General features: G+C 74.3%; 24 protein-coding genes. 17 read left to right on the forward strand and 7 right to left on the reverse strand.

The window, feature by feature from the left end:
* From ACZ55U_RS16410 to ACZ55U_RS16430, 5 genes are all read left to right on the forward strand, one after another.
* Complete coding sequence (locus tag ACZ55U_RS16410) at positions 1-2,445, forward strand: tetratricopeptide repeat protein (protein ID WP_465526802.1); 2,445 nt, start codon at positions 1-3, stop codon at positions 2,443-2,445.
* 293 nt (positions 2,446-2,738) lie between these two features.
* Positions 2,739-3,392 carry a DedA family protein gene (locus tag ACZ55U_RS16415; RefSeq protein WP_465526803.1) on the forward strand — a complete coding sequence of 218 codons (654 nt, stop codon included), beginning with the start codon at positions 2,739-2,741 and terminating at the stop codon, positions 3,390-3,392.
* A 206-nt stretch (positions 3,393-3,598) separates the two neighbouring features.
* Entirely contained in the window at positions 3,599-5,320 is a 1,722-nt protein-coding gene (locus ACZ55U_RS16420) for a threonine/serine exporter family protein (protein ID WP_465526804.1), read from the forward strand.
* 108 nt (positions 5,321-5,428) lie between these two features.
* Positions 5,429-6,499, forward strand: coding sequence for a hypothetical protein (locus tag ACZ55U_RS16425; RefSeq protein WP_465526805.1), 1,071 nt, complete (start codon positions 5,429-5,431; stop codon positions 6,497-6,499).
* Positions 6,500-6,787: 288 nt separating this feature from the next.
* Complete coding sequence (locus ACZ55U_RS16430; RefSeq protein ID WP_465526806.1) at positions 6,788-8,074, forward strand: C40 family peptidase; 1,287 nt, start codon at positions 6,788-6,790, stop codon at positions 8,072-8,074.
* 43 nt (positions 8,075-8,117) lie between these two features.
* On the opposite strand, the gene ACZ55U_RS16435 is transcribed toward ACZ55U_RS16430, so the two are convergent.
* Positions 8,118-8,441: a hypothetical protein gene (locus tag ACZ55U_RS16435; RefSeq protein ID WP_465526807.1), complete on the reverse strand. Its 324-nt coding sequence runs from the start codon at positions 8,439-8,441 to the stop codon at positions 8,118-8,120.
* A 125-nt stretch (positions 8,442-8,566) separates the two neighbouring features.
* On the opposite strand from ACZ55U_RS16435, the gene ACZ55U_RS16440 reads away from it, so the two are divergent.
* Both ACZ55U_RS16440 and ACZ55U_RS16445 read left to right on the forward strand, forming a co-directional pair.
* A complete protein-coding gene (locus ACZ55U_RS16440) occupies positions 8,567-9,088 on the forward strand; it encodes a GNAT family N-acetyltransferase (RefSeq protein ID WP_465526808.1) in 522 nt (173 codons plus the stop codon).
* 41 nt (positions 9,089-9,129) lie between these two features.
* Positions 9,130-10,410, forward strand: a complete 1,281-nt coding sequence (locus tag ACZ55U_RS16445) for a GNAT family N-acetyltransferase (RefSeq protein WP_465526809.1) — start codon at positions 9,130-9,132, stop codon at positions 10,408-10,410.
* 60 nt (positions 10,411-10,470) lie between these two features.
* Here the strand turns inward: ACZ55U_RS16445 and ACZ55U_RS16450 are convergent, their stop codons facing one another.
* Positions 10,471-10,599, reverse strand: coding sequence for a DUF397 domain-containing protein (locus tag ACZ55U_RS16450; RefSeq protein WP_465526810.1), 129 nt, complete (start codon positions 10,597-10,599; stop codon positions 10,471-10,473).
* A gap of 34 nt (positions 10,600-10,633) precedes the next feature.
* Positions 10,634-11,542 (reverse strand): helix-turn-helix domain-containing protein, encoded by a 909-nt coding sequence (locus ACZ55U_RS16455; protein WP_465526811.1) that lies wholly within the window; start codon positions 11,540-11,542, stop codon positions 10,634-10,636.
* Between the two features lie 88 nt (positions 11,543-11,630).
* Between ACZ55U_RS16455 and ACZ55U_RS16460 the strand changes: the two genes are divergently transcribed.
* The 4 genes from ACZ55U_RS16460 (at position 11,631) to ACZ55U_RS16475 (ending at position 14,801) form a co-directional block, all read left to right on the forward strand.
* Positions 11,631-11,894, forward strand: coding sequence for a hypothetical protein (locus tag ACZ55U_RS16460; RefSeq protein WP_465526812.1), 264 nt, complete (start codon positions 11,631-11,633; stop codon positions 11,892-11,894).
* Positions 11,891-12,247, forward strand: a complete 357-nt coding sequence (locus ACZ55U_RS16465; RefSeq protein WP_465526813.1) for a hypothetical protein — start codon at positions 11,891-11,893, stop codon at positions 12,245-12,247. The genes ACZ55U_RS16460 and ACZ55U_RS16465 overlap by 4 nt, the downstream gene beginning before the upstream one ends.
* Before the next feature lie 489 nt (positions 12,248-12,736).
* Positions 12,737-13,888 carry a methyltransferase domain-containing protein gene (locus tag ACZ55U_RS16470; RefSeq protein ID WP_465526814.1) on the forward strand — a complete coding sequence of 384 codons (1,152 nt, stop codon included), beginning with the start codon at positions 12,737-12,739 and terminating at the stop codon, positions 13,886-13,888.
* 151 nt (positions 13,889-14,039) lie between these two features.
* Complete coding sequence (locus ACZ55U_RS16475) at positions 14,040-14,801, forward strand: aminoglycoside phosphotransferase (RefSeq protein WP_465526815.1); 762 nt, start codon at positions 14,040-14,042, stop codon at positions 14,799-14,801.
* A gap of 45 nt (positions 14,802-14,846) precedes the next feature.
* On the opposite strand, the gene ACZ55U_RS16480 is transcribed toward ACZ55U_RS16475, so the two are convergent.
* Positions 14,847-15,665: a TetR/AcrR family transcriptional regulator gene (locus tag ACZ55U_RS16480; RefSeq protein ID WP_465526816.1), complete on the reverse strand. Its 819-nt coding sequence runs from the start codon at positions 15,663-15,665 to the stop codon at positions 14,847-14,849.
* 185 nt (positions 15,666-15,850) lie between these two features.
* Here ACZ55U_RS16480 and ACZ55U_RS16485 point away from each other — a divergent pair, with 185 nt between their 5' ends.
* Complete coding sequence (locus tag ACZ55U_RS16485; protein WP_465526817.1) at positions 15,851-16,444, forward strand: GNAT family N-acetyltransferase; 594 nt, start codon at positions 15,851-15,853, stop codon at positions 16,442-16,444.
* Positions 16,445-16,529: 85 nt separating this feature from the next.
* Here the strand turns inward: ACZ55U_RS16485 and ACZ55U_RS16490 are convergent, their stop codons facing one another.
* Together ACZ55U_RS16490 and ACZ55U_RS16495 are read right to left on the reverse strand one after the other, a co-directional pair.
* Positions 16,530-17,009, reverse strand: a complete 480-nt coding sequence (locus ACZ55U_RS16490) for a macro domain-containing protein (protein WP_465526818.1) — start codon at positions 17,007-17,009, stop codon at positions 16,530-16,532.
* A gap of 9 nt (positions 17,010-17,018) precedes the next feature.
* Positions 17,019-18,371, reverse strand: coding sequence for an MFS transporter (locus tag ACZ55U_RS16495; RefSeq protein ID WP_465526819.1), 1,353 nt, complete (start codon positions 18,369-18,371; stop codon positions 17,019-17,021).
* A gap of 140 nt (positions 18,372-18,511) precedes the next feature.
* Here ACZ55U_RS16495 and ACZ55U_RS16500 point away from each other — a divergent pair, with 140 nt between their 5' ends.
* Positions 18,512-19,498, forward strand: coding sequence for a LysR family transcriptional regulator (locus ACZ55U_RS16500; RefSeq protein WP_465526820.1), 987 nt, complete (start codon positions 18,512-18,514; stop codon positions 19,496-19,498).
* 188 nt (positions 19,499-19,686) lie between these two features.
* Here ACZ55U_RS16500 and ACZ55U_RS16505 read toward each other — a convergent pair whose 3' ends face one another.
* Positions 19,687-20,301, reverse strand: coding sequence for a YceI family protein (locus ACZ55U_RS16505; protein ID WP_465526821.1), 615 nt, complete (start codon positions 20,299-20,301; stop codon positions 19,687-19,689).
* Between the two features lie 184 nt (positions 20,302-20,485).
* Between ACZ55U_RS16505 and ACZ55U_RS16510 the strand changes: the two genes are divergently transcribed.
* Genes ACZ55U_RS16510 through ACZ55U_RS16525 form a run of 4 tightly spaced genes read left to right on the forward strand, consistent with a single transcriptional unit; the run spans position 20,486 to position 26,089 of the window.
* The gene (locus tag ACZ55U_RS16510) at positions 20,486-23,764 is read left to right on the forward strand and encodes a DEAD/DEAH box helicase (RefSeq protein ID WP_465526822.1); all 3,279 of its coding nucleotides are present in this window, start codon (positions 20,486-20,488) and stop codon (positions 23,762-23,764) included.
* Entirely contained in the window at positions 23,761-23,955 is a 195-nt protein-coding gene (locus ACZ55U_RS16515; RefSeq protein WP_465526823.1) for a hypothetical protein, read from the forward strand. The genes ACZ55U_RS16510 and ACZ55U_RS16515 overlap by 4 nt, the downstream gene beginning before the upstream one ends.
* A 27-nt stretch (positions 23,956-23,982) precedes the next feature.
* Complete coding sequence (locus tag ACZ55U_RS16520) at positions 23,983-24,900, forward strand: RNA polymerase sigma-70 factor (RefSeq protein ID WP_465526824.1); 918 nt, start codon at positions 23,983-23,985, stop codon at positions 24,898-24,900.
* A gap of 34 nt (positions 24,901-24,934) precedes the next feature.
* Entirely contained in the window at positions 24,935-26,089 is a 1,155-nt protein-coding gene (locus ACZ55U_RS16525; protein WP_465526825.1) for a DNA polymerase III subunit beta family protein, read from the forward strand.
* The last annotated feature ends 58 nt before the right edge of the window (positions 26,090-26,147 follow it).

The raw sequence follows: 26,147 nt of genomic DNA on the forward strand, positions 1-26,147 counted from the left end.
ATGACCACCGACATCTGGGCCTGGGTGCGGGACGCCCACCGGCAGCTGGCCGAGGCCGGCCACCACCGGCTGGCCGACGCCATCGTCGAGCTGCCCGGCCACGCCACCCAGGGGCGCAACGAGCAGCTGGACGCGCTCTACCCGGAGGCGGTGGCCGCCGCCCGTTCGCTCGACCTGCCCTGGGTCGAGGTCTACCTGCGGCACTGGCGGATGCAGAACCTGCTGAACAAGCGCCAGCAGGGCGAGGCGGTGCTTCCCGAGGCGGTCGACCTGCTGGACTTCGCGCACCGCGAGGAGACGGCGAGCTGCCCGCAGTCCGTCTGCGTGGTGCAGGACTTCGCGATCTGCCACGCCCGGGTCGACGGTCCGGGGTACGTCGCCGAGCGCCTCGCCGTGGTCGGCGAGACGCTGGAGCGGATCGAGCCCGCCCGGGCCTGCTACGACTGCCTCTCCCGCGAGTACTCCGACGCCCTGGAGGACGACGGCCGGGCGGCCGAGGCGCTGGCGTACCTGGACTCCGCGGCCAACCGGATGCGCGCGGCCGGCCAGCAGGTCTCGCTGCGCTTCCAGCAGGCCAGGGCCGGCACCCTGCACCTGCTGGGCCGGCACCAGGAGGTGCTGGAGCTGCTGGACACCGCCGAGCGGGCCGAACAGGCGCAGGGGAACCCGCTGGACGAGCGCGACCAGCGCTGGGGCGCCCTGCTGCGGGCCCGGGCGTTCGCCGCGCTCGGCCGCACCGAGGAGGCGCTCGCCCTGCTGCCCGAGCGGTCCGAGGCCGAGCTCCACGCCGACCTGCGCGGCACCTGGACGCAGACGGTGGAGCTGCTCGTGGCGGCCGGCGCCTGGGAGAACGACACCGAGCTGGGCGCCGTGCTGGCCGGCTGGGTCGGCTACCTGGACGACGTCGGCGCGCACCGCCCGTGCGTGGACATGCTGCTGGCCGCGGGCCGGCTCGCGCTCGCCCGCGGCGCCCGCACGGTGGCGCTGACGCTCGCCGCGACGGGGGAGCGCAAGCTCGCCCGGCTGCGGCGCACCGACGGCGTGGCGGAGCAGGTCGCCGCCCTGCGCGCGGCCGCCGAGGCGCTGCCGAGGCCCGAGCTGCCCGTCCCGCCGGGCGAGCTGGCGGCGCACCTGGCCGAGGCCCAGGTGCCCTTCGAGACCGGCGCCGACCTGCTCTCCGTCGCCCTGGACCGGTACCAGGGTGAGCAGGCCGGCGCCACCGACCTGACGGTGCTCCTGGCCACCGTGCTGGGTAGCCTCGGCCACGCCCGCGCCGCCGCCGAGCTGCTGTGGCGGGGCCTGGACGCCGCCCCGGGGGACGAGGAGCTGACGGGCGCGCTCGGCGAGATGCTGATCCGGGCCCGGGACGACGAGGGGGTGCGCCGCCTCGCGGACCTGGTCTCCCGGACGGCCCCGGCCGACGGGCACTGGATACGCGCCCGCTGGGCCGCTGCCGAGGGCCGCTGGGCCGAGGCGCTGGAGCAGTGCCGGGCGATCCTGGCGCTGGACGACGAGGTGCTCAACACCCGCCGCCTCGCCGCCCACGCCGCCACCGAGCTGGGCGACCACGCCACCGCGCAGCGGTACTACCTGGAACTGCTGGAGCGCGCCACCCCGGCCGGCGCCGACGCCTCCGTTGCCGCCGACGCCTCCGACGGCGCCGGCACCTCCGACACCGACGCCGCCGACGACACCGGCGCCGCCGCCGACGCCGCCGACGAGGAGGACGGCCGGGGGGCGGTGCAGGTGCCCGACCTGTGGCACCTGATCACCGCCGCCACCGCCAACCGGGACTGGGCCGTGGTCCGCTCCACCGGCGCGCTGCTCGGCATCGAGTTCGACGAGCCCGAGGGCCCGGTGGAGGAGGAGTGGCAGCTGGTCACCATCCGCGCCACCCGCACCAACGGCACGACGGCCGACCTGCCCGCCGTCCGGACGGGCCCGGCCACCGCCCGCATCCTGCCGGTGCTCGGCGACGAGCTGACGCTCAACCACGGCGACGTGGTGGTCTTCGCCCCGGCCCTGCTGGAGAGCCCGCCGGCCGAGGACGCCCCGGAGGAGGAGCGGGAGCGCTGGCGCCCGGTGTTCGGGTTCCTCACCCTGCTCGACCCGGCCGGGTACACCACGTACTGGATCGACGGCGGCTGGCCGGGCGACGATCCCTGGTTCCGCCTGCGCGAGGACCTCGCCAAGGAGGGCTACGCGGTCTGGGCGTACAGCGGGGACCAGTACCGGATCACCGATCCGGCACAGGACGGTGACACGCTGCCCGGGGTCTACGCGGCCCTCGGTGTCCCGCCGACCGCCTCGGCGGCCGAGGCCGACGCCCTGCTGCACCGGCTGACGGACGACTGGCCGCACCCGCTCGCCTGGCCGGCCCTGGCCAAGGCGGCCGGTGTGGACCTCGCCCGGCACGAGGAGATCGTCGAGCGCTACGGGCTCTGACCCCGACCGCCACACCCACGACCACCACACCTCCGACCGCGCACCCCGAGCACACGGCCCCGGCGGGCCGGCCCAGGACACCACCCGGGCCGGCTCCCGGGGCCGCTCGCGCTCCCGGCACCTCCGCCCACCCCGCCGCGTCCCGCCCATCCCGCCGGCCTGCCCACCCCGTCCGCCCCGCCCCGCCAGCCCGCTCGTCCCGCTCGCCCCGGGAACCTTCCGGCCCCCGGTCGAGTCTTTGTCAATGCTTTACCCTTCCATTGCCAAGACTCGACCTCCGGAGTGCCCGCACCGTGACCAGCCTCGCCCTCGGCCCGTCCTGGCTCGATCCGACCACCCTGATCTCCACCTTCGGCCTGATCGGCATCCTGGCCATCGTCTTCGCCGAGTCCGGCCTGCTGATCGGCTTCTTCCTGCCCGGTGACTCACTGCTGTTCACCACCGGTCTGCTGGTGGCCGGCGGCACCTACCTGCACCAGCCGCTCTGGCTGGTCTGCGCGCTGGTCGTGGCCGCCGCGGTGGCCGGGGACCAGGTCGGCTACCTCTTCGGCCGCAAGGTCGGCCCGAGCCTCTTCCGCCGCCCCGACTCCCGGATCTTCAAGCAGGAGAACGTGGAGAAGGCCGCCGCCTTCTTCGACCGGCACGGCCCCAAGGCGATCGTGCTGGCCCGCTTCGTGCCGATCGTCCGAACCTTCACCCCGATCGTGGCCGGGGTGAGCAGGATGAACTACCGCGTCTTCGTGGTGTTCAACCTGGTCGGCGGCGTGCTCTGGGGCGGCGGCGTCACCGTGCTCGGCTACTTCCTGGGGCGGATCCCGTTCGTCCGGGACAACATCGAGGCCATCCTGGTCGGCATCGTGCTGGTCTCGGTGATCCCGGTGGCGATCGAACTGCTGCGGGCCCGCCGCTCCGGCACCTCCTCCACCGCGGGCCACCGCGCCGGGTAGGCACTCCCCGCCCCCTCCACGGGACGTCGCGTACATGTGCGTCAAGCCGCCTGATCAGGCAAGGTGTAACCCGAGATCGAACGGTGGCCGAAGGCCACCAGGGGCGGCAAGGAGCGGAAGTGCCTAAGCGGGGCCGACCGGGTGCGGGCAAGCGGGCGAGGGGAGGCCGGGCGGTACGACAGACGCGGCAGGCACCTCCGACGCCGGTGCACCCCGCCGACGCACCGCCCACCGAGGGTCTGCTCGGCCACCCCGCGCCGCCGGTCGAGCCCACCACCGTCGTCCCGCTCGCCCCGCCCGTCCCGGAGACCAAGGGCCTGCTGTCCCCCGAGCCCGAGCCGGTGCCCGAACCGGCGCCCGAGCCGGTGGCCCGTCCCGAGGCCGAGCCACCGGTCCGCCGCCGCTCGGTGGCCGAGGACACCCTCACCCCCGAGGAGTGGCGGGCGGCCGGCTACACCCCGCCCACCGGCATACCGATCCCGGACCTCACCGCCGGCGCCCCCGGCGAGGCGCCCTGGCCGGACCGGATGCGCACCCTGCTGCGCACCCCGATGTCCGAGCGCCCCGCCTTCGAGCGCACCGCCCGCGAGCTGCACCCCTCCTCGGCCGTCACCCGCAACGTCCCGCGCATCCTCGACCTGACGCTGCGCATCGGCGAACTCCTGCTGGCCAGCGGCGAGGCCGCCGAGGACGTCGAGGCGGCGATGCTCGGCATCGCGCACGCCTACCGCCTGGACCGCTGCGAGCCGCAGGTCACCTTCACCCTGATCGGCATCTCGTACCAGCCCTCGCTGGTCGAGCCCCCGGTCACCGCCGACCGCGTGGTGCGCCGCCGCACCTCCGACTACACCCGGCTCGACGCGGTGTACGAGCTGGTCGCGGACATCACCATGGAGAAGGTGTCGGTCAACGACGCCTACCGCCGGCTGGCCCTGATCCGCCGCAACCGGCACCCGTACCCGGCCTGGTTCCTCGCCCTGACCACCGGCCTGCTGGCGGGCGCGGCGACCTTCCTGGTCGGCGGGAAGATGGACGACAAGGGCTGGCTGGTCTTCGCGAGCGCCTTCGTCGCGGCCGTCCTCGGCGACCGGCTGGCCTCGGCGCTGGCCAAGCGCCGGCTGCCGGAGTTCTACCAGTTCGTGGCGGCCGCGATGCCGGCCGCCGCCTCCGGGATCATCCTCTCGTTCAACGACTGGGGCCTGCGCGGCTCGGTCGTGATCACCGGTGGGCTGTTCGCCCTGCTGCCCGGACGGGCCCTGGTCGCCGCCGTGCAGGACGGCCTGACCGGCTTCTACATCACCGCCGCGGCCCGGCTGCTGGAAGTGGTCTACCTGGTCGCGGGCATCGTGATCGGGGTGATGGTGATCCTCTACCTGGGGGTCGGCTTCGAGGCGAACCTGCGCCCCGACGAGAGCCTGGTGGGCGCCAACTACCCGCCGGTCCAGATGGTCGCCGCGATGCTGCTGACTCTGGCCTTCGCCACCCTGCTCCAGACCGACCGCCGCTCGCTGGCCCTGGTCACGGTCAACAGCGGGATCGGCTGGGCCAGCTACGGCGCGCTGGTGTACAACGCGGGTGTCAACCCGATCGCGGCGACCGGCGTGGCGGCCGGGCTGGTCGGCCTCTTCGGCCAGCTGATGGCGCGCTACCGAAACGGTTCGGCACTGCCGTACGTGACCGCCGCGATCGGCCCGCTGATGCCCGGTTCGGCGCTCTACCTGGGGATGCTCGCCTTCGCCCAGGGGCACTCCAGCGCCGGTCTGGTGTCCGTCTTCCGGGCGGCGGCGATCGCGATGGCGCTGGCGGTCGGGGTGAACCTCGGTGGGGAGATCGCCCGGCTGTTCATGAAGCTGCCGGTCGGCGCCGAGCGCCCGTCGCTCTACCCGGCCATGCCGCGCCGGGCGGCCAAGCGCACCCGGGGGTTCTGACCGGGCGCCGGCCCCCGTCAGGGCGCCCGGGCCGCAACACGCGCCCGCAACACGCGCCCCGCAGCACGCGGGCCGCCGCACGCAGGACCAGGAACGAAGGTAAGACCCATGACGACACTGCTGGACAGCTACCGCGAGCACATCGTCAACACGCACAAGCAACCGCTGTTCCTGCTGCTGGTCGGGTTCATCACCTCCTTCGTCTTCATCCGCTTCAGCGTCCGGATGATCCGCGCCCAGGTGCGCTGGTGGCCCGGCAACGTGACCCCCGGCGGCCTGCACATCCACCACATGGTCTTCGGCCTGGGCTTCCTGCTGCTCGGCGGCATCGGGGTGTTCGCCACCTACGGCGGGCAGCCGTGGATGGACTGGTTCGGGCTGGCCTTCGGCATCGGCTGCGGCCTGGTGCTGGACGAGTTCGCGCTGATCCTGCACCTGGACGACGTGTACTGGAGCGAGCAGGGCCGCAAGTCGGTGGACGCGGTGATCTTCGGCATCCTCTTCACCTCCCTGCTGCTGGTCGGGTACGTGCCGCTCGGCGTGGTGCCCGGCGAGGAGACCAGGTGGGGCCTGGTCACGATCATCTCGGTGAACTTCCTGGCCTCGGTGATCACCCTGTTCAAGGGCAAGGTGTGGACCGGCCTGCTCGGGATCATGGTCCCCGGCCTGTCCTGGATCGGGGCGGTCCGGCTGGCCCGGCCGAGCAGCCCGTGGGCCCGCTGGCGGTATGCCGAGCGCCCCCGCCGCCGGGCGCGTGCGCTGCGGCGCGAGCGCCTGCTGCACCGGCGCGCGGACCGGGCCCGCACCTGGCTCTTCGACCTGATCGCCGGGGCTCCCGACAAGGTGCCCGCCAACCACCCCGCCGCGCACCGGGTGGCCGAGCGGATGGCCGCCCGGGCCACCGCCCACCTGGACGCCCACGCCGCCCGGGCGCTGGCCCGCCGGCGGGCCAGACTGGTCGACCGCCGCTCGGCGGCCGGCGCGGAGGGGCGGCCCGCGGACGCGGCGGACCAGACGGACGGGGGCGCCGGTGCGGCCCGCTCCCGCCTGGCGCAGCAGCGCCGCCGTACCGTCCGGGCCGGGCGCAGCCGGGCCGTCGTGGTCGGCCCGACAGGGCTGGAGGCTCGCCCCGAGCGGCACCCCCGGCTGCGGACCCGCACCCGACGGATCGGCCGGTAGGACGCGCGCCCCCGTCCAGGGGGCGTGGAACCGGGGTCCCTGGAGCCGGGGTCCCTGGAACCGGCGATTCATCAGATGATCTGACAGTCACTCGACCGGCGGCGCATGTTCCAGGTGTGAAGCCCGCCGGAATTGAGAACATGAGCGTCATGTGACCGTTCTGTCACGTGATGGGATGATTCATCGGACCCCGCCACCCCCTCCCGGCGCCGACGCCTACGCCGAGCACCGCCCGAGGCCGCACCGTCCGACGCCGTCCCCTCCGGACCCGTCAGAAGGGGGCGTCCCGTGGCGCGCAGGTTCCTGCCGACCCTCCTGCTGTCCCTCACCGCCGTGCTCGGGCTGCTCCCCGCAGCCCAGGCCGTCCCGGCGGCCCCGGCCCCGGCGGACCCAGGATCCTCGGCCGGACCGGCGGGCCCCGCCGGCGGCGAAGAGGCCTACCCGACCACCGAGGAGATCGACCGGGCCCGCGCCGAGGCCGACGGCAAGGCGTCCTCCGTGGCCGCCCTGGAGGCCGCGCTCACCGCCGCCCGGGCCGAGCTGGACCAGGCGGAGCGCGCCACCGAACGGGCCGTCGAGGCCTACAACGGCGCTCAGCTCGCGCTCGCCCGGGCCCGTACCGAGGAGGCCGCCGCCGCGGGGCGCGCCGCCGTCGCCGAGGCGGAGCGGTCGGCCGCCGCCGAGGACGCGGCCCGGCTCGCCGCCGAGACGTACCGGCAGGGGGCGGGCGCCGAACTGTCCGCCCTCAACGCGCTGCTCGGCGCCCACGGCCCGCGCGAGGCGGGCGACCGCGCCGCCGCGATCGGCCAGGTCAGCGAGCGCACCCGGCAGATCCTGGACGCCGCCACCTCCACGGCCGCCGCCGCCCGGGCGGCCTCCGCCGCCGCCCGTACCGCCGCCGAGGCCGCCGGGAGGGCCGCCGCCGAGGTCGGCGCGGCCAAGGCCCGGGCGGAGCAGCGGCTGGCCGCCCGGCAGGGCGAGGTGGCCGCCGCCGACCGGCGCCGCGAGGAACTGCTCGCCGAACTGGCCGCCGCCCGGGACACCACCGTCGAGCTGGAGCGTCAGCGGCGCGAGGCCCTGGAGGCGATCGCCGCCCGGGAGGCCGAGGCCGCTGCCCGCGCCGCCGCCGAACGGGCCGCCCGGGAGGCCGAGGAGGCGGCCGCCAAGGCCGCCCAGGCCCCGCCGCCGCCCGCCACCCGCCCGTGGTCCGCCGAGGGCGCGGCCGCCGCCGTCGCCTTCGCCAAGTCCAAGATCGGCCTGCCGTACGTCTGGGGCGGCGAGGGCCCGGCCGGCTACGACTGCTCCGGGCTGACCATGATGGCCTGGCGCGAGGGCGGCCGGCGGCTCAACCACTTCGCCGCCGACCAGTACGCCGAGAGCACCCCCGTCGGCTACCGCGACCTGCGCCCCGGCGACCTGGTCTTCTGGAGCGACACCGGGCGCGCCGCCGACATCTTCCACGTCGGGCTGTACATCGGCGACGACCAGATGATCGAGGCGCCGAGGGCCGGCAAGCCGATCAAGCAGGCCAGCCTCTGGATCATGGGCACCCCGAACTTCTACGCCCGGCCCTGAAGCCCGGGGTCCGTCCCGGGGTCCGACCACGCCGCCCCGTCGGCTACCGGTCGCTCAGCGCGGCCAGGGCCTTGCGGCTGTCGAGCAGCCGCACGAAGGTCCAGCCCCAGACGGCGGCGAGCGGGAGCGAGACCAGGAGCACGGCGACCGCGCTGCCGATCCGGCCGATCGTCTCGCCGTTGCAGGCCTCCTGCATGTGGAAGCCCGTCGGCTCGTAGAAGGCCGGTGCGTCGCAGAGCCCGTTGCCCGGGGAGAAGACCAGCCAGAGTGCCCAGAGCCAGCCGGCGACGGTGAGCCCGCCGGTGAGCTTCGCCGCCAGGGAGCGGCTCTCGTACTCCTTCATCGTCCGGAAGTACTGGTCCTCCATGGGGCCCCCGAAAGTAGGATCGTCTGTATCTGAACCGGCACGAGGATGCCAGTCCGCACCGCCGGACGCCACTGCCGGTGGGCCGCGCCGGCGTGGTCGTCCGGACCGGTGCCGAGGAGGGGCCGATGCGGCTGCGGGATGTGCGGGCCGAGGACGTCGAGGCGTACGTCCGGATGCGCTGCGACCAGGTGATGATGGCCGAGTTGGGCGGACCGCTGCCCCGGAGCGGGGTGGAGGCGCGGCTGCGCAAGGACGTGGCCGAGGTGGCCGCCGACCGCTCGTGGATCAGGATGATCGTGCCGGACGGCGCCGAGGACGGCGAGGCGGTGGGCACGGTCACGCTCTGGTCGGACGAGGAGGACGGCGAGGCGGTCTCCGAGATCGGCTGGATGGTGCTGCCCGAGTACCAGGGGCGCGGCCTCGCCAAGGAGGCCGTCCGCCGGGTGCTGGACGCCGCCGCCGCGGACGGCCGCTGGGGCGAGGTGCACGCCAACCCGGGGGTCACCAACGGGCCGTCCAACGGGATCTGCCGGGCGCTGGGCTTCCGGCTGCTCGGCGAACGGGACGTGGACTTCTCGGACCGCGTGCTGCGGGTCAACCACTGGGTGGTGGTGCCGGGCGAGCACCTCGGGTCGGGCACGGAATAAATCGGATGCCCCCGGCCCAACGGCCGCCGTACCGTGGCTCCATGGGCAACAGCATCGATCACACGACCGTCGACACCGTGGGCGGGGTCCAGGTGCGGGCCGTCTCGCTGGACGAGGTGGCGGAGTGGAGCCGGGCGCTCAACTTCGGTTTCCTGCGCCCCGATGTGGCTCCCGCGTCGGAGCTGCTCCGGCGGCGGTTCGAGCCGGGCCGGATGCTGGCCGGGTTCGACGGCGAGCGCCAGATCGCCACCTTCCGCAGCTTCGACACGGAGCTGACCGTCCCCGGCGGTGCGGTCGTGCCGGCCGACGCCGTCACCAACGTCACGGTGAGCTCCACCCACCGCCGCCGCGGCCTGCTCAGCACGATGATGCGCCGGGACCTCGCGTCCGCCGCCGAGCGCGGCTGCGCGGTCGCCATCCTCATCGCCGCCGAGTACAACATCTACGGCCGGTTCGGCTTCGGCCCGGCCACCCGGGGCGGCGGCTGGAACATCGACCTGCGCCGCAGCGGTGGTCTGCGCGAGGGCCTCCCGGGCGTGCCCGGTGGCCGGATCGACTTCGTGACCATGGCCGAACTGCGCGAGCTCGGCGCCGAGCTGTACGAGCGCTGGCGCCGCACCCAGCCGGGGGCGATCGACCGCCAGGCGATCTGGTGGGAGCGCTACGTCGGCGAGATCCGGGTGCCGGGCGACGAGTTCAAGGAGCCGTTCGCCGCCGTCCACCGGGACGCCGACGGCACGGTCACCGGCCTGGTGACCTACCGGGTCGACAACAAGTGGGACGGCTCGTTCCCCGACTGCACGCTCAGCGTGGAGGAGTTCATCGCCCTCGACCTGCCCACCGCCGTCGAACTCTGGCGCCTGGTGCTGTCGGTGGACTGGGTGGCCCGGGTCTCGGCGCGCAAGCTCGGCCCGAGCGACCCACTGCCGCTGCTGCTCCAGGACCCGCGTGCGGCCACCCCGCACGAGGACAACTCCGACCTCATGTGGCTCCGCCTGCTGGACGTCGAGGCCGCCTTCGCCGCCCGGACGTACGGCGCCCCGGGCCGGGTGGTGCTGGAGGTCGAGGACAAGATCGGTTACGCGTCGGGCCGTTGGGCCCTGGAGGCGGCGGAGGACGGATCCGGCCGTTGTGTGCGGACCACCGACAGTGCCGATCTCGCCCTCGGTGCTTCGCAGTTGGGCTCCCTCTACCTGGGAGCGGAGACGGCGTCGAGGCTCGCCTCGGCCGCCCTCCTCACCGAGCTGCGCCCCGGCGCGGCGGCGGCAGCTGATCTGCTGCTCCGCACCCCGGCCCAGGCCTGGACCCCGACGGAGTTCTGACCCGGCGGACAGACGCCGAAGGCCGGCCCGCATTCACTGCGGGCCGGCCTCCTCATGGGCTCACACGCCCCCGAACTCGCCGTCCACAGTGGCCCGGACAAACGCCGTCCACGCGTCGGGGGTGAAGCGGAGCCAGGGGCCCTCGGGGTCCTTGGAGTCACGGACCGTCCCGGGGTTGGCGTCGTCCACTTCGACGCAGTCTCCGCCTTGACCGTTGGTATAGCTACTCGTCCGCCACCGGGCCGGTTGTTCCTCGGAGAGCATCGGTGAATCCTTCCCAAGCCGATCTGATCATGGCGACAGAGTCCAGTGGAGGCAGGGACTGGGCCCTCAGCAGATCGTAGAGCGCTTGTCGGTGCGCCACGTCCTGTGGGTCATCGAACAGATGGCCCGAGCGGCTGCCTTCCTCATAGGCGATCACCTCGCGATCAGGCATGGTCAACAAGATCAGGGATGACCCGCCCAGCTCCGAGTGTCCACCAGCGCCAAGGGGGAGCACTTGAACCGTGACGTGCCGGAGCTCGCACGCCGCGAGGATCAACGCCAACTGCTCGGCCATGACTGCTGCTCCACCGACCGGCCGCCGCAGGGCCCACTCATCCAAGATGAACCAATATCTACACGGGGGAGGCACCTGGTAGACTCTGGCCTGGCGCCCCATGCGGGTGGTCAGCCAATCCTCTGTCTCCTCCGGGCTGGCGAACGGCTCACCCGCACTGAGTACCGCACTCGCGAAGGCTCTCGACTGGAGCAGTCCCGGAACGGTCATCGTGTACGAAGCGTGACCGATGGCTGTGCTGGCCAGCTTGAGAAACGTCGAGTACTTGTCGGGAAACGGCTCACGCTTCGCAAGCGCGTAGTAGCGCTGGAACGAACCATCGGTGTTGAAGGCCGCATCCAACTTCTCGGACAGGCCTTCGGGTGGCTTCGACTCGCCGCCCTCGATTCGGCTGAGGTGCCCCTTCGAGAAGTTGAGGATCACCGCCAGTCGACCGAGCGACATGTTGCCGTGGAGCTTGCGGAGTCGCCGAATCTCCGCGCCGTAGAAGTGCCTTGGTGACCGTTCCGGGTGTAGCTCCCGTTCCTGCCAGCCCAACGCTGCCTCCGATGTTTCACGCTCGGCGCCGTCCACGTTGGAAACACGGCGGCTCTTCCGATGCTAGCTCCGGCTGTCGATTCTTGTAACGAGCCAACTACGGAAAGGAGCCGACGGCGTGAGCATGAGGAAGCCCCCCTACAAGCGCGTGTACATCCCCAAGGTCGGCGAACTGGTCAAGGACATCGCCACCGGCAGGACGGGCGTCTACACCGCCACCTACAACAAGGAGGCGTACCTCCGTCCCCCGGGTGGCGGCGTCGAGTTCTCCACCATGCCGTGGAACGTCGAACCCGTCGAAGACGCACCCGAGTTGGAGTTCGTCTACCACCCGTCGCCGCCTTCGGAGGAGCTCCCCGAGGCGTCGGCGCCCCTCGGCGCGGCGTGAGCCTGCGCGGCCGGCTCGCCTTCCTCGGTCGGGCGGTCCGCAGCCTGGTTCGCGAGCCCCGGGTGACGTGGTCGTGGATCTGGGGCGCGTACCTCCAGTTCACGCCCCCGGTCCTGTGGTTCAGCCCGGAACGGCGCCAGGCGCTCGCCCGGGCGCAGCAGGCGCGCGACGACGAACGGCAGGCTCGACAGGTGCTCGCGGAAGCGGCCCGCGAGGCGGTCCTGGCGCAGGTCGACGAGGCGATGTGGCACGCGCGGCGCGCAGCGGATCTCTACAGCCTGGTCGATGAGGTACTCGCGATACCGCATCGCCGCCACCGGGCCGCCGGCCGTCCGCCGAACCGGCTCAACTAGCCCCCGCCAGAGGCCCGGAGAGGGGTTCTTCCCCCCCCGGTCTCCGGCGGGTTCCACGGCCCTGCCCCGACCGAATCCCCCCGGCGGGACGGGCAGGGCCGCCCCAAGCCCCCGTCCCGGGGCGTGACCGGGAATCCGCCCCGGGACGGGCCGCGACGTCGCCGCTGGGTGCGGAGCCGTCGCCACACCGCGTGAGTGCGGACAGCCCCGCTCACTGATGGACCCCCGCCCAGGCGAGGCCGGAGTCAGGCCCTGGGCGGGGCACCACGCCTGCTGCGGCCGGTACTTGATGGGTCCGGGCGCGGTTGGAGAACCGATCGGCCCGACAGGCCGATCCGAGAGAGAGGAAGCCGACGTGGGAGACGAGAACAAGGGCGGCCCGAACGACGGTGCGGGTGGGAAGCACTCCAGCCCCGGCGGCGGAGCTATCGGCCCCAAGCCGATCCCGGACAGGCAGAAGCCTGCCCCGGAGCCGAAGCACAAGAAGCCGTGACCCCCGAGGAGCGGCGGGCCGCACTGGCGACGGCACTCACCGACGCCGGTTCCCTGTCCGCCGAATGGGCCCCTGCCTTCAACAGCGTGCCGCGACACGCGTTCCTCCCGGACACCGTCTGGACGGACGAGGGAGATGAAGACCCCGAGTGCAGCCGATCCGAGGAGCCCGAACGGTGGATGCGGCTTGCCTACAGTGATCTGCCGATCATCACGCAGTGGGACGACGGCACCGAGAACGCCGAGCACACCGCGCCCACGTCGTCGGCGTCCATGCCGACCATGGTGGCCGAGATGCTGTCCGACCTCGGCGCGGAACCAGGGCACCGGGTGCTCGAAATCGGGACGGGCACCGGCTACAACGCCGCCCTGCTGGCCCACCGCCTGGGCGCCGAGATGGTGTCCACGGTCGAAGTCGACGCCCGGGTCGCCGCCCAGGCCCGCACGGCGCTTCGTGGTGTCGGCTACGCACCCGAGGTGGTGTGCGTGGACGGCTCGTTCGGGTGGGGCGTGCGCGCGCCGTACGATCGGATCATCTCCACCGTGTCGGTTCGGGACATCCCGGCCGCCTGGCTCGCCCAGACCATGCCGGGCGGGGTGATCGTCAGCCCCGTCTCGCCCCTGTTCGGCGGCGGCGCGATCGTGCGGCTCACCGTGGCCGAAGACGGTACGGCGAGCGGCCGGTTCACCCGGTCGTCCGCGTTCATGATGCTGCGCCGGCAGCGCTACGAGGGCGAGCCGGTGGAGGACTACCTGCCGGGCGACTGGCCGGGCGGCTCCGAGCAGTCCTGGACGAAGCTCGACCCCGAGGCGGCCCTCGGGGACGACTGGCTGGCGCAGTTCGCGTGCGCACTCGCCCTGCCCGATGTGTACTACCGGCGCAACGGGTTCGGTGAGGGCGGCTGGACGTGGTGGCTGTTCGACACGGCCGTCACGTCCTGGGCGACGGTCGACTCCGTACCCGGGGAATCCCGGTTCGAGGTCCGACAGTCCGGCCCCCGCAACCTCTGGGACGAGGTGGAGGCCGCCTGGCACTGGTGGGACGGGCACGGTCGCCCCGGCTTCGACCGGTTCGGCCTCACGGTCGGGCCCGAAGGCCACACCGTGTGGCTCGACTCCCCGGACCACCCGGTGCCGCTCCGAAGCTGATGCCCGCCGACGCGGCCGAGCCGCCGAGCGTCGATGGCCGGGCGCTCCCAACCCCGGGAGCGCCCGGCCGTCCAACCCATGGCCTGCCACGTGAGACGAACGGACGACCTTGACCACACCTCGAACCCCCTACGCAGACCTTCCCGTTGCGGTGCGCAGGGCCGTCGAAGCGCATACTGGCCCGGTCCTGAACGCGGAGCCGGAGGCCGAGGGCTTCAACAGCTCAGTCGCTGCCCGCCTCACGTCGCCGAGCGGCACGTACCACGTGAAGGGGCTCCGGGCCGACCACCGGCGGGTGTGGACTCAGGCCCGAGAAGCGGAGGTGAACCCGTACGTGCGAGGGATCGCACCTGCCCTGGTCGCCCGGGTCGAGTCCGACGGGTGGGACCTGCTGATCTTCGAGGCGGTCGACGGGCACCACGCCGACTACCGGCCGGGCTCGCCCGACCTGCCGAAGGTCGTGGCCGCGCTGCGACGCCTGGCGGAGATCCCCTGTCCGCCGATCGAACTGCGGCACGCCGAACAGCGCTTGGCCCGCTATGCCGCACGGCCGGAAGACCTCGACCAGTTCGCCGGTGGCGCGCTGCTCCACACGGACTGGCACCACACGAACGTCCTCGTGACCGACCAGGGCGCCCAACTCGTGGACTGGGCCTGGGCCACCAAGGGTGCCCCGTGGCTTGACCCCGGGTACTGGGTGATCTGGCTGATCGCGTTCGGGCACGATCCCGACTCGGCCGAGGAATGGGCCTCCCGCGTTCCGACGTGGCGGGCAGCTCCTGCCTGCGGGATCGACGCGTTCGCCGCTGCCAACGCCAACATGTGGGAGGAAATCGGCGGGGACGACCCCGACCCGTGGACGGCCCGGATGGTCATTGCCGCACGCACCTGGCGCGACCACCGAAAGGCATGACCGGCCGCCTGTCCCGGAAACGGGACAGGCGGCCGGGATTTCCGACTACTTGACGGCGGTCTTGCCGATGGTGGGCAGGATGAAGTCCTGGATGAGCCCCTTGGCATCGCGGACGATCGGCCGGAAGACCCGGTAGCGCGACAGGTTGATCACCCGGGCGGCCATGGGGGTCGACCTGCGGACGAACTCCCGTGTCCGCTCGGTGTCCTCGGTGCGGTCGAAGACCCAGTAGAGGACCACGACCATCAGGTGCAGCCAGAGCACGTCCGGCAGCAGTTCGACCAGTTCGGCGTCCAGCTTGGGCGCCAGGTCCGAGCCCTGGAGCACCTCGCGGAACAGCTCGACCGCCGTGGCCCGGGCCGGGTGGGACTCATTGGAGAACGGGCTCAGGGAACTGCTGGGGTCGGCCGCGGTGCGGAAGAACTGCGCGGAGAACTCGTGGTACGGCGCGGCGGTGTCCAGCCACGAGGCGAGCGCGATCTGCAACCGCTCGGCGAAGTCCCGTGTGCCGGCCATGCGGCGCCTGGCGTCGGCCGCGTGGTCGTAGGTCATCCGGTCGTAGAACCCCTGGATCAGGAATTCCTTCGCCGAGAAGTAGTAGTACGCGTTGCCCACCGAGACGCCCGCCTCGGTGGCGATGGCGCGCATGGTGGTCTTCTCGTAGCCCCGCTCCTGGAACAGCCGCATGGCCGTCTCCAGGATCAGCGCCCGGGTCGCCTCGCTCTTGTCGGTCTTCGGCTGCGCCCGGCCGCCGGGCAGGGGCCCACCCTCCGGGGCGGGCCCCTGCCCCGGTGCCGGTACGGCCGAAGCCTCGGCCGTACCGTTCTCGCCGTCCGTTCGGTTCGTCGCTGCCAGGTCGTCCACGGGCACGAGCCTAGTCGGAGACGACGTTCCAGCCGGTGTCGGTGTTCGTGTTACCGGATGCCCCCTCCGCACTCGGTGCCACGAACACCACCCCCATCGATTCGAACGCGTTCAAAAGTTGGACGGAACTGTAGTCGCATCGGTTGAACATGTTCAACTCCATCTCTCTGTGGGAGGCTGGTCAGATGATCAGTTCAGGGCAGACCGTCATTCGGCGTGGCGACGCACGGGACGCCGAGTCCGTCGCCGAGCTGCACGCCCACAGCTGGCGCACCACCTACCGGGGGATCGTCCCGGAGGAGGGGTTGGGCGACGGGATGGTCGCCCAGCGCCGTGAACTGTGGAGTCTGCGCCTGGCCGCCGACTACGGGGAGCCGGAGAACACGCCCGAGCTCCTGGTAGCCGAACGGGCCGGTGAGGCGGTCGGGTTCATCTACCTCGTCCCGCAACCGGACGGCGGGGTGCTGATCGACAACTTGCACGTGCGCCCCGGCCTGACCGGTGGCGGCATCGGTCGCGAGCTGCTGGCGGCGGCCCGTGCCCGTGTCGCCGAGCGGCACCCCGGGGCCGGACTCTCCCTGGAGGTGCTCCGGGACAACACCCGCGCGATCGCCTTCTACGAGCGCGAGGGCGCCGAGCGGGTTCGGGCGCAGGTGGGGGAGTTCCCCGGCGGGTTCCTGCTGCCCGAGTACGTGTACGCCTGGCCGGCCGGGCGGGTCGCGGTCGGATCCGACCGGCCGGAGCCGGCGGATCGGCAGGCGCCGGTAGGAGGCCGGTAGCCGGCACGAGGCCGACGGCGGGCCGGTAGGAGGTCGGTGGAAGGAAAGCCCGAAACGTGGTCCGGGCCGGTCAGGTCAGGCCAGGTCAGTCGAAGTCGTAGACGGTCACCGGGACGCCCCGGGCCGTCAGCCGGGCGGTGACCAGCGGCTCGACCTTCTCCCAGCGCCCGCCCGCCAGGCCGCAGCCGATCCGCGGCATGTGGACGGAGGCGCCGAGCCGGAGCGCGTGCTCACCGAGCGCGGCCAGTCCGGTGTCGATCGCCTCGTACCGCACCGGCACCCCGGTGGAGCGCCCGGTGCGGATGCCGCGCTGGCCGACCAGGTTGGCCACCCAGGTGTGCGGATCGACGGGCACCAGCTGGACGGCGCCGAGGCCGAAGTCGTTCTTCGCCCGCTCCCGGTGCCAGCGTCGGTACGCCGCCTCGGGCTCGGGCCAGCGTCTGGAGAGCGCGAGCACGAAGCCCTTGCCCCAGCCGCCGAGGTCGTTGCAGACGTGCGCGATCACCTTCACGCCCTTGCCCTGGGGCGTGGTGGCATCGCCTCGGACGTAGGTGATTTCCCCCATGCCTCGACGTTAGAGGGTGCCACTGACAATCGGCTCGCCATTTTCCCCGGCCCCGCCCGGCGCCCCGCCCGCAGACCAGCCCGACGGCCCGTCCGCCAGCCCGTTCGCCGCCCCGCGCCCCGCCGAGCGAGGCCGCCTCGCCGAGCGAGGCCGCCTCGCCAGGTGCCGCCGCCCCGCCAGCGCGATCAGCAGCGCCAGCCCGGCCGCCGAGGCGGGCAGCGCGTACCCGGTCCCCGGCGCGGCGCGCTCGGCGACCGTCCCGGCGATCGCCGCCCCCGCCGAGATGCCGACCACGATGCCCGACACCGCCATCGCCATCCCCTCGTTGAACTGCCGCCGCGGCAGCAGCTCCTGGACCAGCGTCATCCCGGTCACCATGGTCGGCGCGGTGGCGGTCCCGGCCGTGAACAGCACCACCCCGAGCACCCCGAGCCCGGCCTCGCCCAGCCCGGCGGCGAGCGGCAGCAGCAGCACCGCGGTCATCGCCGCGGCGCACATCAGGAAGCGGGTGCCGGGCGCCCGGCGCGGCGTCAGCAGGCCGAACAGCAGCCCGGCCACGCAGGAGCCGCCCGCGACCAGGGCCAGCAGCAGGCCGGCCGAGGCCTTGTGACCGAGCGCGTCGGCGTACGCCACGGTGGTGATCTCGGTCGCGCCGAAGACCATGCCGGTCGCCAGGAAGGTCAGCACCAGCACCCGCAGCCCGGGCGTCCGCAGCGGCGATCCGTGCCGCGGCTCGGCGGACTCCCGGACGGGCAGCGGCGGTTCGGTGCGCCGCTGGGCGGCGAACAGCAGGGCGCCGGCGGTGCCCAGGGCGCCGGTGGCGATCAGTCCGGCCTCCGGGGCGAGCGTCGTGCAGAGCAGCATCGCGAGCACCGGCCCGGCCATGAAGCAGAGTTCGTCCAGCGCCTGCTCGAAGGAGTTGGCCAGGTGCCGGGCGGCCGGGTCGTCCCGGTGCAGGTGCGCCCAGCGGGAGCGGGCCATGCCGCCGAGGTTGGGCATGGCCGAGCAGGCCGCGGAGCTGAGGAAGAGCGTCCAGCCGGGTGCGCCTAGGCGGACGCAGAGCAGCAGCGCGGCCATCGGGACGGCGCTGTACAGCGCGGCCGGCACCGTCACCCTGGCCTGCCCGTACCGGTCCACCAGCCGTCCGATCAGCGGCATCCCGATCGCGCCCGTGACCAGCCCGACCGCCGAGACCGCCCCGGCCAGCCCGTACGAGCCGCGCCGCTCGGAGAGCAGCACGACCAGCGAGACGCCGTACATCGACAGCGCCAGTCGGCCGAGCAGGCCGGTCAGGGTGAAGGCGACGGCGCCGGGGGCCGCGAACAGCCGCCGGTAGGAGGTGAGGAGGGCGCGGGGGGACATCGGGCTCCTGTGAGCGGGGCAGAAGGGAGCGCCCGGCTGAGCGGGGCGGAGGGCGTGCCCCCAGCCTGGTGCCGCCCGTAGGGGGCCGTCCAACACCTGGTTCGCCGCATTCACAACGCGCTGTTGTTAGTCTGCCGCCCATGCCCCGCGACCTGCACCCCCGCCTGCTGCGCGGCTTCGTCACGACCGCCGAGACCCTGCACTTCGGCCGGGCCGCCGAGCGGCTGCACATCGCCCAGCAGGCGCTCAGCCGGGACGTCCGGGCGCTGGAGGCGCTGCTCGGCGACGCGCTGTTCACCCGCACCACCCGCAGCGTCGAACTCACCCCGGCCGGGCGGCGGTTGCTGCCCCGGGCGCGCCGGTTCCTGGCGCTGCACGACGAGATCCTCGCCGAGGCCGCGACCGGCACCGGGGCCGCCGCCCGGCCGCTGCTGGTCGACCTCAACAGCGACGTCACCGGCCCGGACCTGACTGCCGACCGGGTGCTCGAACGGGCCCGCGCCGACTGGCCGGAGGGCGAGCTGCTGGCCCGCTTCCACGGCGGGCTGGCCGCGGCCGCCGCCGAACTGCTGGCCCACCGGCTGGACGCCTCGTTCGGCCGCTTCGCCGGGCTGCCCGCCCCGGTGCGCGGCCAACTCGCCCACATTCCGGTGCGGTTGGACCGGATCTCGGTGATGATGGCGGACACCCACCCGCTCGCCGGCCGCTCCGTCCTGCGCCTGGCCGACCTGGCCGGGCACCCCGTCGACGTCTGCGCGGGCAACCCGGCCACCACCGAGTGGGCCGACCTCGGCGCCCGGCTGCTGCGCGAGCACGGCCTGACGGCGGCGCCGCCGCACGTGCCGCCGGTGGGCGTGGACGAGACCGCCCGCTACCTCGCCCGGCACGGCGATCCGATGATGACCACGGTCGGCGGGCCGCGGATCCCGGGGACGGTGACGGTGCCGCTGGTGGAGCCGGTGCCGCTGAGCCTGGTCAGCCTGGTGCACCGGCCGGGCGAGCGTCACCCGGGGCTTCGGGCGCTGGCCGGGGCGGTGGGGGCGCTCGGTGCGGCCGAGGGCTGGCTGCGCCGCCCGCCCGGCAGCTGGCTGCCCGCGGCGGACGCGGCGCTGCTGCCCGGGGGGTGACGCCCGGCCGGCCCGAGCCGAAACGCCGGACCGCCGGACCGCCCCGGACGCCCGAAGTCGAAACGCCGGACCGCCGAAACGCCGGGCCGCCGAAACGACGGGCCGCCCCGGACCGCCCGGACCGCCCCGGACCGCCGGAACCGCCCCTGCCCCGGGGGTGGGCAGGGGCGGTGCTCGTGGGGGCGGCCTCAGCCGGCCTTGACGGCGGAGATGTCGAAGTTGAGCTTGACCTTCTCGCCGATCAGCACGCCGCCGGTCTCCAGCGCCGCGTTGTAGGTCAGGCCGAACTCGGTGCGGTCGACGACGGCCTTGCCCTCGAAGCCGACCCGGTCGGCGCCGTACGCGTCGGTGGCGCTGCCGGTGTACTCCAGCTCCAGCACGACCGGGCGGGTGGTGCCCTTGATCGTGAGGTCTCCGGTCATCCGGTACGAGTCGCCGTGGACCAGCTCGGCGGAGGTGCTGCGGAAGTGGATCTCCGGGTGGGTGTCGATGGCGAAGAAGTCGCCGGTGCGCAGGTGCTCGTCCCGCTGGGCCTGGTTGGTGTCGACGCTCGCGACCTTGATCACCAGCTCGGCCGAGGAGTTGCCCGGGTGGGTCCCGTCCAGGTGCAGCTTGCCGTCGTACTCCGTGAAGCGGCCCTTGACGTTGGTGACCATCGCGTGGCGGACCGAGAAGCCGATCTCGCTGTGGGTGCTGTCGATGGTCCAGTCACCGGTCAGGTGGGCGAGGTCCGGGCCGGCCGGGGCCTTGACGGCGGTCGCGGCGGGGGCGGTGACGGTCTTGGTGCGGTTGAACAGGCCCATGGCTTCCTCCTTGGTTCGAAGCCAGTTGTTTAGGCTTCAACTTGTTGGCTCCAGCGTAGGGCAACTTCGTTCAACTTTCAACCACAGCTCCCGGGGCTTCCCCCGAACGGCTCAGTGGACCGGCCCTGTCGGTCCTCCCGGTTAGGCTGCGAAGGACGGTCCCACCCCGCCCGGAAGGCCCCCGATGTTCGTCCTGCACGCGCTCTGGCGGGCGGACGGGCAGCTGGCGCTCTGGGCCGAGGACGCCCGCGCCCACCCCGGCGCCGCCGAACCGAGCCCCGGCCGGCCCGCCCCGCGCGCCCACCCCTACGCCTGTCCGGCCGGCGAGCTGGCCGCCGTGCTCGGCGGCATCGGCCCTGGCCTCGGCTGGCTCGCCGGGCAGGCCCCCGAGCGCTGGGCCACCCTGCTGCTGCCCACCGTCGGCACCGTCCCCGCGCCCTCGCCGGACCTGCCCGTCACCCCGCCGCGCGGCAGCGCCGTCCTCACCCCCTGGCGGGTGCCGGCCCTGCTCTTCGACGCCGCGGCCGCCGCCCAGCTGCTCGGCGAGGTCTTCGACCCGGTCTGGGCCGTCACCAGCACCGACCTGCCCGGCGCGGGGCAGGTCGAGGTGGTCCACGGCCCCTCGCTGCGCTGGCTCACCGCGGTGCACGACCTCGCCTGGCGGGCGGTCGGCCGGGGCCGGGTGCTGCCGCTGCCGGTCCTGGCGGACGGGCGCCCGCAGGCCCGGTGGCGGCCCGACCCCACCCCGGCCGGGCGCCGCGAGGCCGCCGCCCTGGCGGCCGGCTGCCCGCCCGTCCTGCTGGGGGAGTGGCCGCACGGGCCCGGCGGCGGGGAAGGGGCGCACGGCCCCGGCGGCGGGGAAGGGGCGCACGGCCCCGGCGGCGGGGAGGCGCTGCTGGGCGCCGCGCTGGGCGCGCTGGTGGACGCCGAGGCCCGCGCGGCCCTCGCCGACACGCCCTTCCCGGAGCCGGGCGAGGCCCTCGCCGAGCGCTGGCTGCACGCGCTGACCACCCCCGACGGCCGGCTCGACGGCGCCCCGCCGGAGCAGTTCGCCGACCTGCGCGACCGGATCGGCGCCTGGTACGCCGCCGCCGAGCCCGCAGACCCGGCGCTGCGCCTCTGCTTCCGGCTGGTCGAGCCGCTCGGCCCCGACCCGGACGACCCCGAGGGCCGCCCCTCCGACGACGCCTGGCAGCTGGAGTTCCTGCTCCAGGCCGTCGACGAACCCTCGCTGCTGGTCCGCGCCGCCGACCTGCACGAGGGCGGCGCCGCCCACGCCGCGCTCGCCCGCAAGGCCGCCGACCCGGTCGAGGTCCTGGTCGCCGAACTGGCCCGCGCCGCCCACCGCTGGCCCGCCCTGGACGGGCTGCGCCACCGCTCCCGCCCCTCCGCCCTGCCGCTCGACCGGGCCGGCGCCCTGGACTTCCTGCGCACCGCCGCGCCCGCCCTCGCCGAAGGCGGCTTCGGGGTGCTGCTGCCCGCCTGGTGGCGGCGCCGCCCCCGGCTCGGGCTCGCGCTGCGCGCCACCACCCCGCCCGCGCCGGGCTCGCTCGCCGTCACCAGCCAGGTGGACCGGGACACCGTGGTCGCCTTCCGCTGGCAGGCCGCGCTGGACCCGGAGGGGGCGCCGCTCACTGACCAGGAGCTCGCCGAACTCGCCGCCGCCAAACAGGGGTTGGTCCGGGTGCGCGGCACCTGGCTGGAGGCCGACCCGGCGCAGATCGCCGCCGCGCTCGCCTTCCTCGCCGACCGGCGCGACGGCGTGCTCGCCGCCTCCGAGCTGCTGCGGCTCGCCCTCGATCCGGAGCCGACGGCCGGCGGGCTGCCCGTCACCTCCGTGCACGCGGAAGGCCCGCTCGGCGACCTGCTCGCCGGCCGGGCCGGTGCCGCCCCGGCACCGGAGCTGCCGGAGGACTTCCGGGCCGTGCTGCGTCCGTACCAGGAGCGCGGGCTGGCCTGGTTGTGGACCATGGCCGGGCTCGGCCTCGGCGCCGTGCTGGCCGACGACATGGGCCTCGGCAAGACCGTCCAGACCCTCGCCCTGCTGGCCGCCGAGAAGGCCGCCGAGCACACCACCGAGCAGCCCACCGAGCGGCCCGCCGGGTACGCCCCCGGCCCCACCCTGCTCGTCTGCCCGATGTCCCTGGTCGGCAACTGGCAGCGCGAGGCCGAACGCTTCGCCCCCGGCCTGCGCCGCCACGTCCACCACGGCGCCGGCCGCCTCGGTGCGGACCGACTCGCCGAAGCCGTACGGGGCGTGGACCTCGTCATCACCACCTACGGCCTGGTCCAGCGCGACCACGCCGCGCTGCGGGCGATCCGCTGGCGCCGGGTGGTCGCCGACGAGGCCCAGCACATCAAGAACACCGGCACCGCGCAGTCCCGGGCGGTCCGCTCCCTGCCCGTCACCGGCCACCGGATCGCCCTCACCGGCACCCCGGTGGAGAACCGGCTCTCCGAGCTGCACGCCGTCCTGGACTTCGCCAACCCCGGTCTGCTCGGCCCGGCGGAGCGCTTCAAGGAGCGCTACGCGATCCCGGTCGAGCTGCACCGCAGCCCCGAGCGCACCGCCGAACTCCGGCGCCGCACCGCCCCGTTCGTGCTGCGCCGGGTCAAGTCCGACCCGGCGGTGGCGGCCGAACTGCCCGCCAAGCAGGAGATGACGGTGTGGTGCAACCTCACCGCCGAGCAGGCCGGCCTCTACCAGGCCGTCGTCGCCGACCTCTTGCGGCGGGTCGAGGGCATCCGAGGCGTGGAGCGGCGCGGCACGGTGCTGGCCTCGATCGGCAAGCTCAAGCAGGTCTGCAACCACCCGGCCCAACTGCTGCACGACGGCTCGGCGGTGGGCGGCCGCTCGGGCAAGGTCGCCCGGCTGGCCGAACTGCTGGAGGAGGCGCTGGCCGAGGGGGACCGGACGCTGGTCTTCACCCAGTACGCCGAGTTCGGCGCGATGCTCCGCCCGTACCTGGAGCGCCGGCTTGGCGAGGAGGTGCTGTACCTGCACGGCGGCCTCCCCCGGGCACGCCGCGAGGAGCTGGTCGATCGCTTCCAATCCCCGGACGGGCCAAGGGTGTTCCTGCTCTCGCTGCGGGCCGGCGGCACCGGCCTCAACCTGACCGCCGCCAACCAGGTGATCCACCTGGACCGCTGGTGGAACCCGGCGGTCGAGGAGCAGGCCACCGACCGGGCCTTCCGGATCGGCCAGCGCCGCGACGTCCAGGTCCGCCGGCTGGTCTGCGTCGGTACCGTCGAGGAGCGGATCGACGAACTCCTCGCCGCCAAACGCTCGTTGGCCGAGACGGTGGTGGGGGAGGGGGAGCACTGGCTCACCGACCTGCCGGTCGAGGCGCTGCGCGAACTGGTCGCCCTCACCCGGGAGGACGCCGTGGCCGAGGAGGAGGCCTTCGACGAGGAGGACGCCACCGTGACCGAGGAGGACACCGTCGACGAGGAGGACGCGTGACCGAACAGCCCGCACCCGTCGTGAACGTCGCCGCCTACTGGCGCGGCGACTTCACCCTGCGCCCCGCCCCTCCCCGGGAGGACGACCAGGACGAACCCTCGCTGCGCCGCCTCGGCCGCGCCGGCATCACCGCGTACGGCCGCGACCTCGCCACCGTGCTCGCCCCCGCGTACCGGGCCTTCCGCTCCTGACCCCTACCGTGCGGTAGCGTCCCGGGCGTGACGGACACCCCTGACACGCGCCTCGCCGACTTCGAGCAGCACCGGCGGATGGTCTTCGGCATCGCCTACCGGATGCTCGGCAGCGTCGCCGACGCCGAGGACCTGGTCCAGGACACCTGGCTGCGCTGGAGCGGAGTCACCGGCCCGGTCGCCAGCCCCGGCGGCTTCCTGGCCCGGACGGTCACCAACCTCGCGCTCAACAAGCTGGACTCGGCCGCCGTCCGCAGGGAGTCCTACGTCGGCCCCTGGCTGCCCGAGCCGCTGGTCGCCGAGCCGGACGCGACCGACGGCGTCGAGCAGGCCGAGACCGTCTCGGTCGCCCTGCTGGTGGTGCTGGAGAGCCTGTCCCCGCTGGAGCGGGCGGTGTTCGTGCTCAAGGAGGCCTTCGGCTTCTCCTACCAGGAGATCGCCGAGGCCCTGGGCCGCACCGAGGCCGCCTGCCGCCAGGTCGGCAGCCGGGCCCGGGCCCACGTGCGCGCCCGCCGGCCCCGCTACGACGCCCCGCCCGAGCTGCGGCGCCGGGCCACCGACGAGTTCCTGGCGGCCTGCGTCGGCGGCGACCTCAACCGGATGCTCGAACTGCTCGCCCCCGACGTCACCGGCTGGACGGACGGCGGCGGCGTGATCCGCGCCGCGCTGCGGCCGATCACCGGCGCCGAGAACGTCGCCCGCTTCATCCTCGGGGTGCTCGGCCGGCTCGGCGAGACCGCCGGCGCCCGGCCGGTCCTGGTCAACGGCGACCCGGGGCTGCTGATCACCGTGGGCGGCGCGATCGACTCCGTCTCGGTGTTCGAGTTCGAGGAGCAGCCCGACGGCACCGCGCGGATCTCCGAGATCCGCGCCGTCCGCAACCCTCGGAAGCTGACCCACCTCGCCGACCGCCCCGCCGACCGCCCCGCCGACCGCTCCGCTTGACCCTCGACCAGGTCGAGCCCGCAGAGTCACCGCCATGGAGAGCGAGCTGCACAGCATCGGTGAGCTGGCCCGCGCCAGCGGCCTGGGCGTCGGCACCCTGCGCTACTACGACGGCGCCGAGGTGCTCACCCCCGCCTGGGTCGATCCGCAGACCGGCTACCGCTGGTACCGGCCCGGCCAGCTCGCCGACGCCCGGTTGCTGGCCCGGCTGCGCCGGGTCGGCCTGCCGCTGCCGGCCATCCGCGCCGTCCTCGGCGCCGAACCCGGCGGCGGCGAGGCCCGACGGGTGCTCGACGCGCACCTGCGCCGGCTGGAGGACGGCCTCGCCGACGCCCGCCGCGAGCTCTCCCTGATCCACGCGATGATCGACCAGAGGGAGCAGCCGATGACCACCACCCCCGCCGAACTGAGGCTCACCGTACGGGCCGAGGGCCTCGCCGCCGCCCTGGACGCGGTCCGCTTCGCGGTCGGCGGCGACCCCGGGTTCCCCTCGCTCGCCGGGGTGCTCTTCGAGCCGGACGGCCCGGTGCTGCGCCTGGTCGCCACCGACCGCTACCGGATGGCCCTCGCCGAGGTGCCCGCCGTCGCCGCGGATCCGGCGGACCCCGCCGCCCCGGCCGACCCGGCTGTCGCCGCCGACCCGGCCGGCCCGCCGGTGGCCGGCACCGTCGTCCCGACCGCGCTGGTGGACGCGCTGCGCGCGCTGCTCGGCGGGGGAGCCCCCGCGGTCGCGCTCACCCTGGGCGGCGGGCTGGTCCGCGCCGACCTCGGGGAGCAGCGGATCGAGGGCGCCGCGCTGGACTTCGACTACCCCGACCACCGCGCCCTCACCCGGCTCGAACCGGAGCACCGGATCACCCTCTCCGCCGCCGAACTGCGCGCCGCCGTGGAGTCCGGCGCCACCCGCACCCTGCCCTCCGGCCCGGACGGCGCCGACTGCGAGGTCACCGTCCTGACCCTGACCGGCGACGGCCGCCTGACCGTCGCCGACGACCCGGCCCCCGAGGGCTACCGGCTGGCCGTCAACCGGGACTTCCTGCTCGACGCCCTCGACGCGGGGCGGCCCGGACAGCCCGGGCAACTGCTCCTCGAACTCGGCGGCCCGATCGCCCCGCTGGCCGTCCGCACCCCCGGCCGCACGGGCACCTTCTCCGTCCTGATGCCGGTCCGGCTGCCCGAGTCCGCCTGAGCCCGCCCGAGCCCGTCCGAGTCCTCGGCCCGAGCCCGCCCGCCCGCCCGCCCGTCCG

It is taken from the genome of Kitasatospora sp. NPDC034533 (assembly GCF_055575155.1).

Coding starts and splice junctions, on each gene's coding strand:
- ACZ55U_RS16525 (WP_465526825.1), top strand. CDS start 24,935: ATGGAGAGCGAGCTGCACAGCATCGGTGAGCTGGCCCGCGCCAGCGGC.
- ACZ55U_RS16500 (WP_465526820.1), top strand. CDS start 18,512: ATGCCCCGCGACCTGCACCCCCGCCTGCTGCGCGGCTTCGTCACGACC.
- ACZ55U_RS16440 (WP_465526808.1), top strand. CDS start 8,567: ATGCGGCTGCGGGATGTGCGGGCCGAGGACGTCGAGGCGTACGTCCGG.
- ACZ55U_RS16435 (WP_465526807.1), bottom strand. CDS start 8,441: ATGGAGGACCAGTACTTCCGGACGATGAAGGAGTACGAGAGCCGCTCC.
- ACZ55U_RS16510 (WP_465526822.1), top strand. CDS start 20,486: ATGTTCGTCCTGCACGCGCTCTGGCGGGCGGACGGGCAGCTGGCGCTC.
- ACZ55U_RS16495 (WP_465526819.1), bottom strand. CDS start 18,371: ATGTCCCCCCGCGCCCTCCTCACCTCCTACCGGCGGCTGTTCGCGGCC.
- ACZ55U_RS16485 (WP_465526817.1), top strand. CDS start 15,851: ATGATCAGTTCAGGGCAGACCGTCATTCGGCGTGGCGACGCACGGGAC.
- ACZ55U_RS16410 (WP_465526802.1), top strand. CDS start 1: ATGACCACCGACATCTGGGCCTGGGTGCGGGACGCCCACCGGCAGCTG.
- ACZ55U_RS16505 (WP_465526821.1), bottom strand. CDS start 20,301: ATGGGCCTGTTCAACCGCACCAAGACCGTCACCGCCCCCGCCGCGACC.
- ACZ55U_RS16460 (WP_465526812.1), top strand. CDS start 11,631: ATGAGGAAGCCCCCCTACAAGCGCGTGTACATCCCCAAGGTCGGCGAA.
- ACZ55U_RS16490 (WP_465526818.1), bottom strand. CDS start 17,009: ATGGGGGAAATCACCTACGTCCGAGGCGATGCCACCACGCCCCAGGGC.
- ACZ55U_RS16425 (WP_465526805.1), top strand. CDS start 5,429: ATGACGACACTGCTGGACAGCTACCGCGAGCACATCGTCAACACGCAC.
- ACZ55U_RS16445 (WP_465526809.1), top strand. CDS start 9,130: ATGGGCAACAGCATCGATCACACGACCGTCGACACCGTGGGCGGGGTC.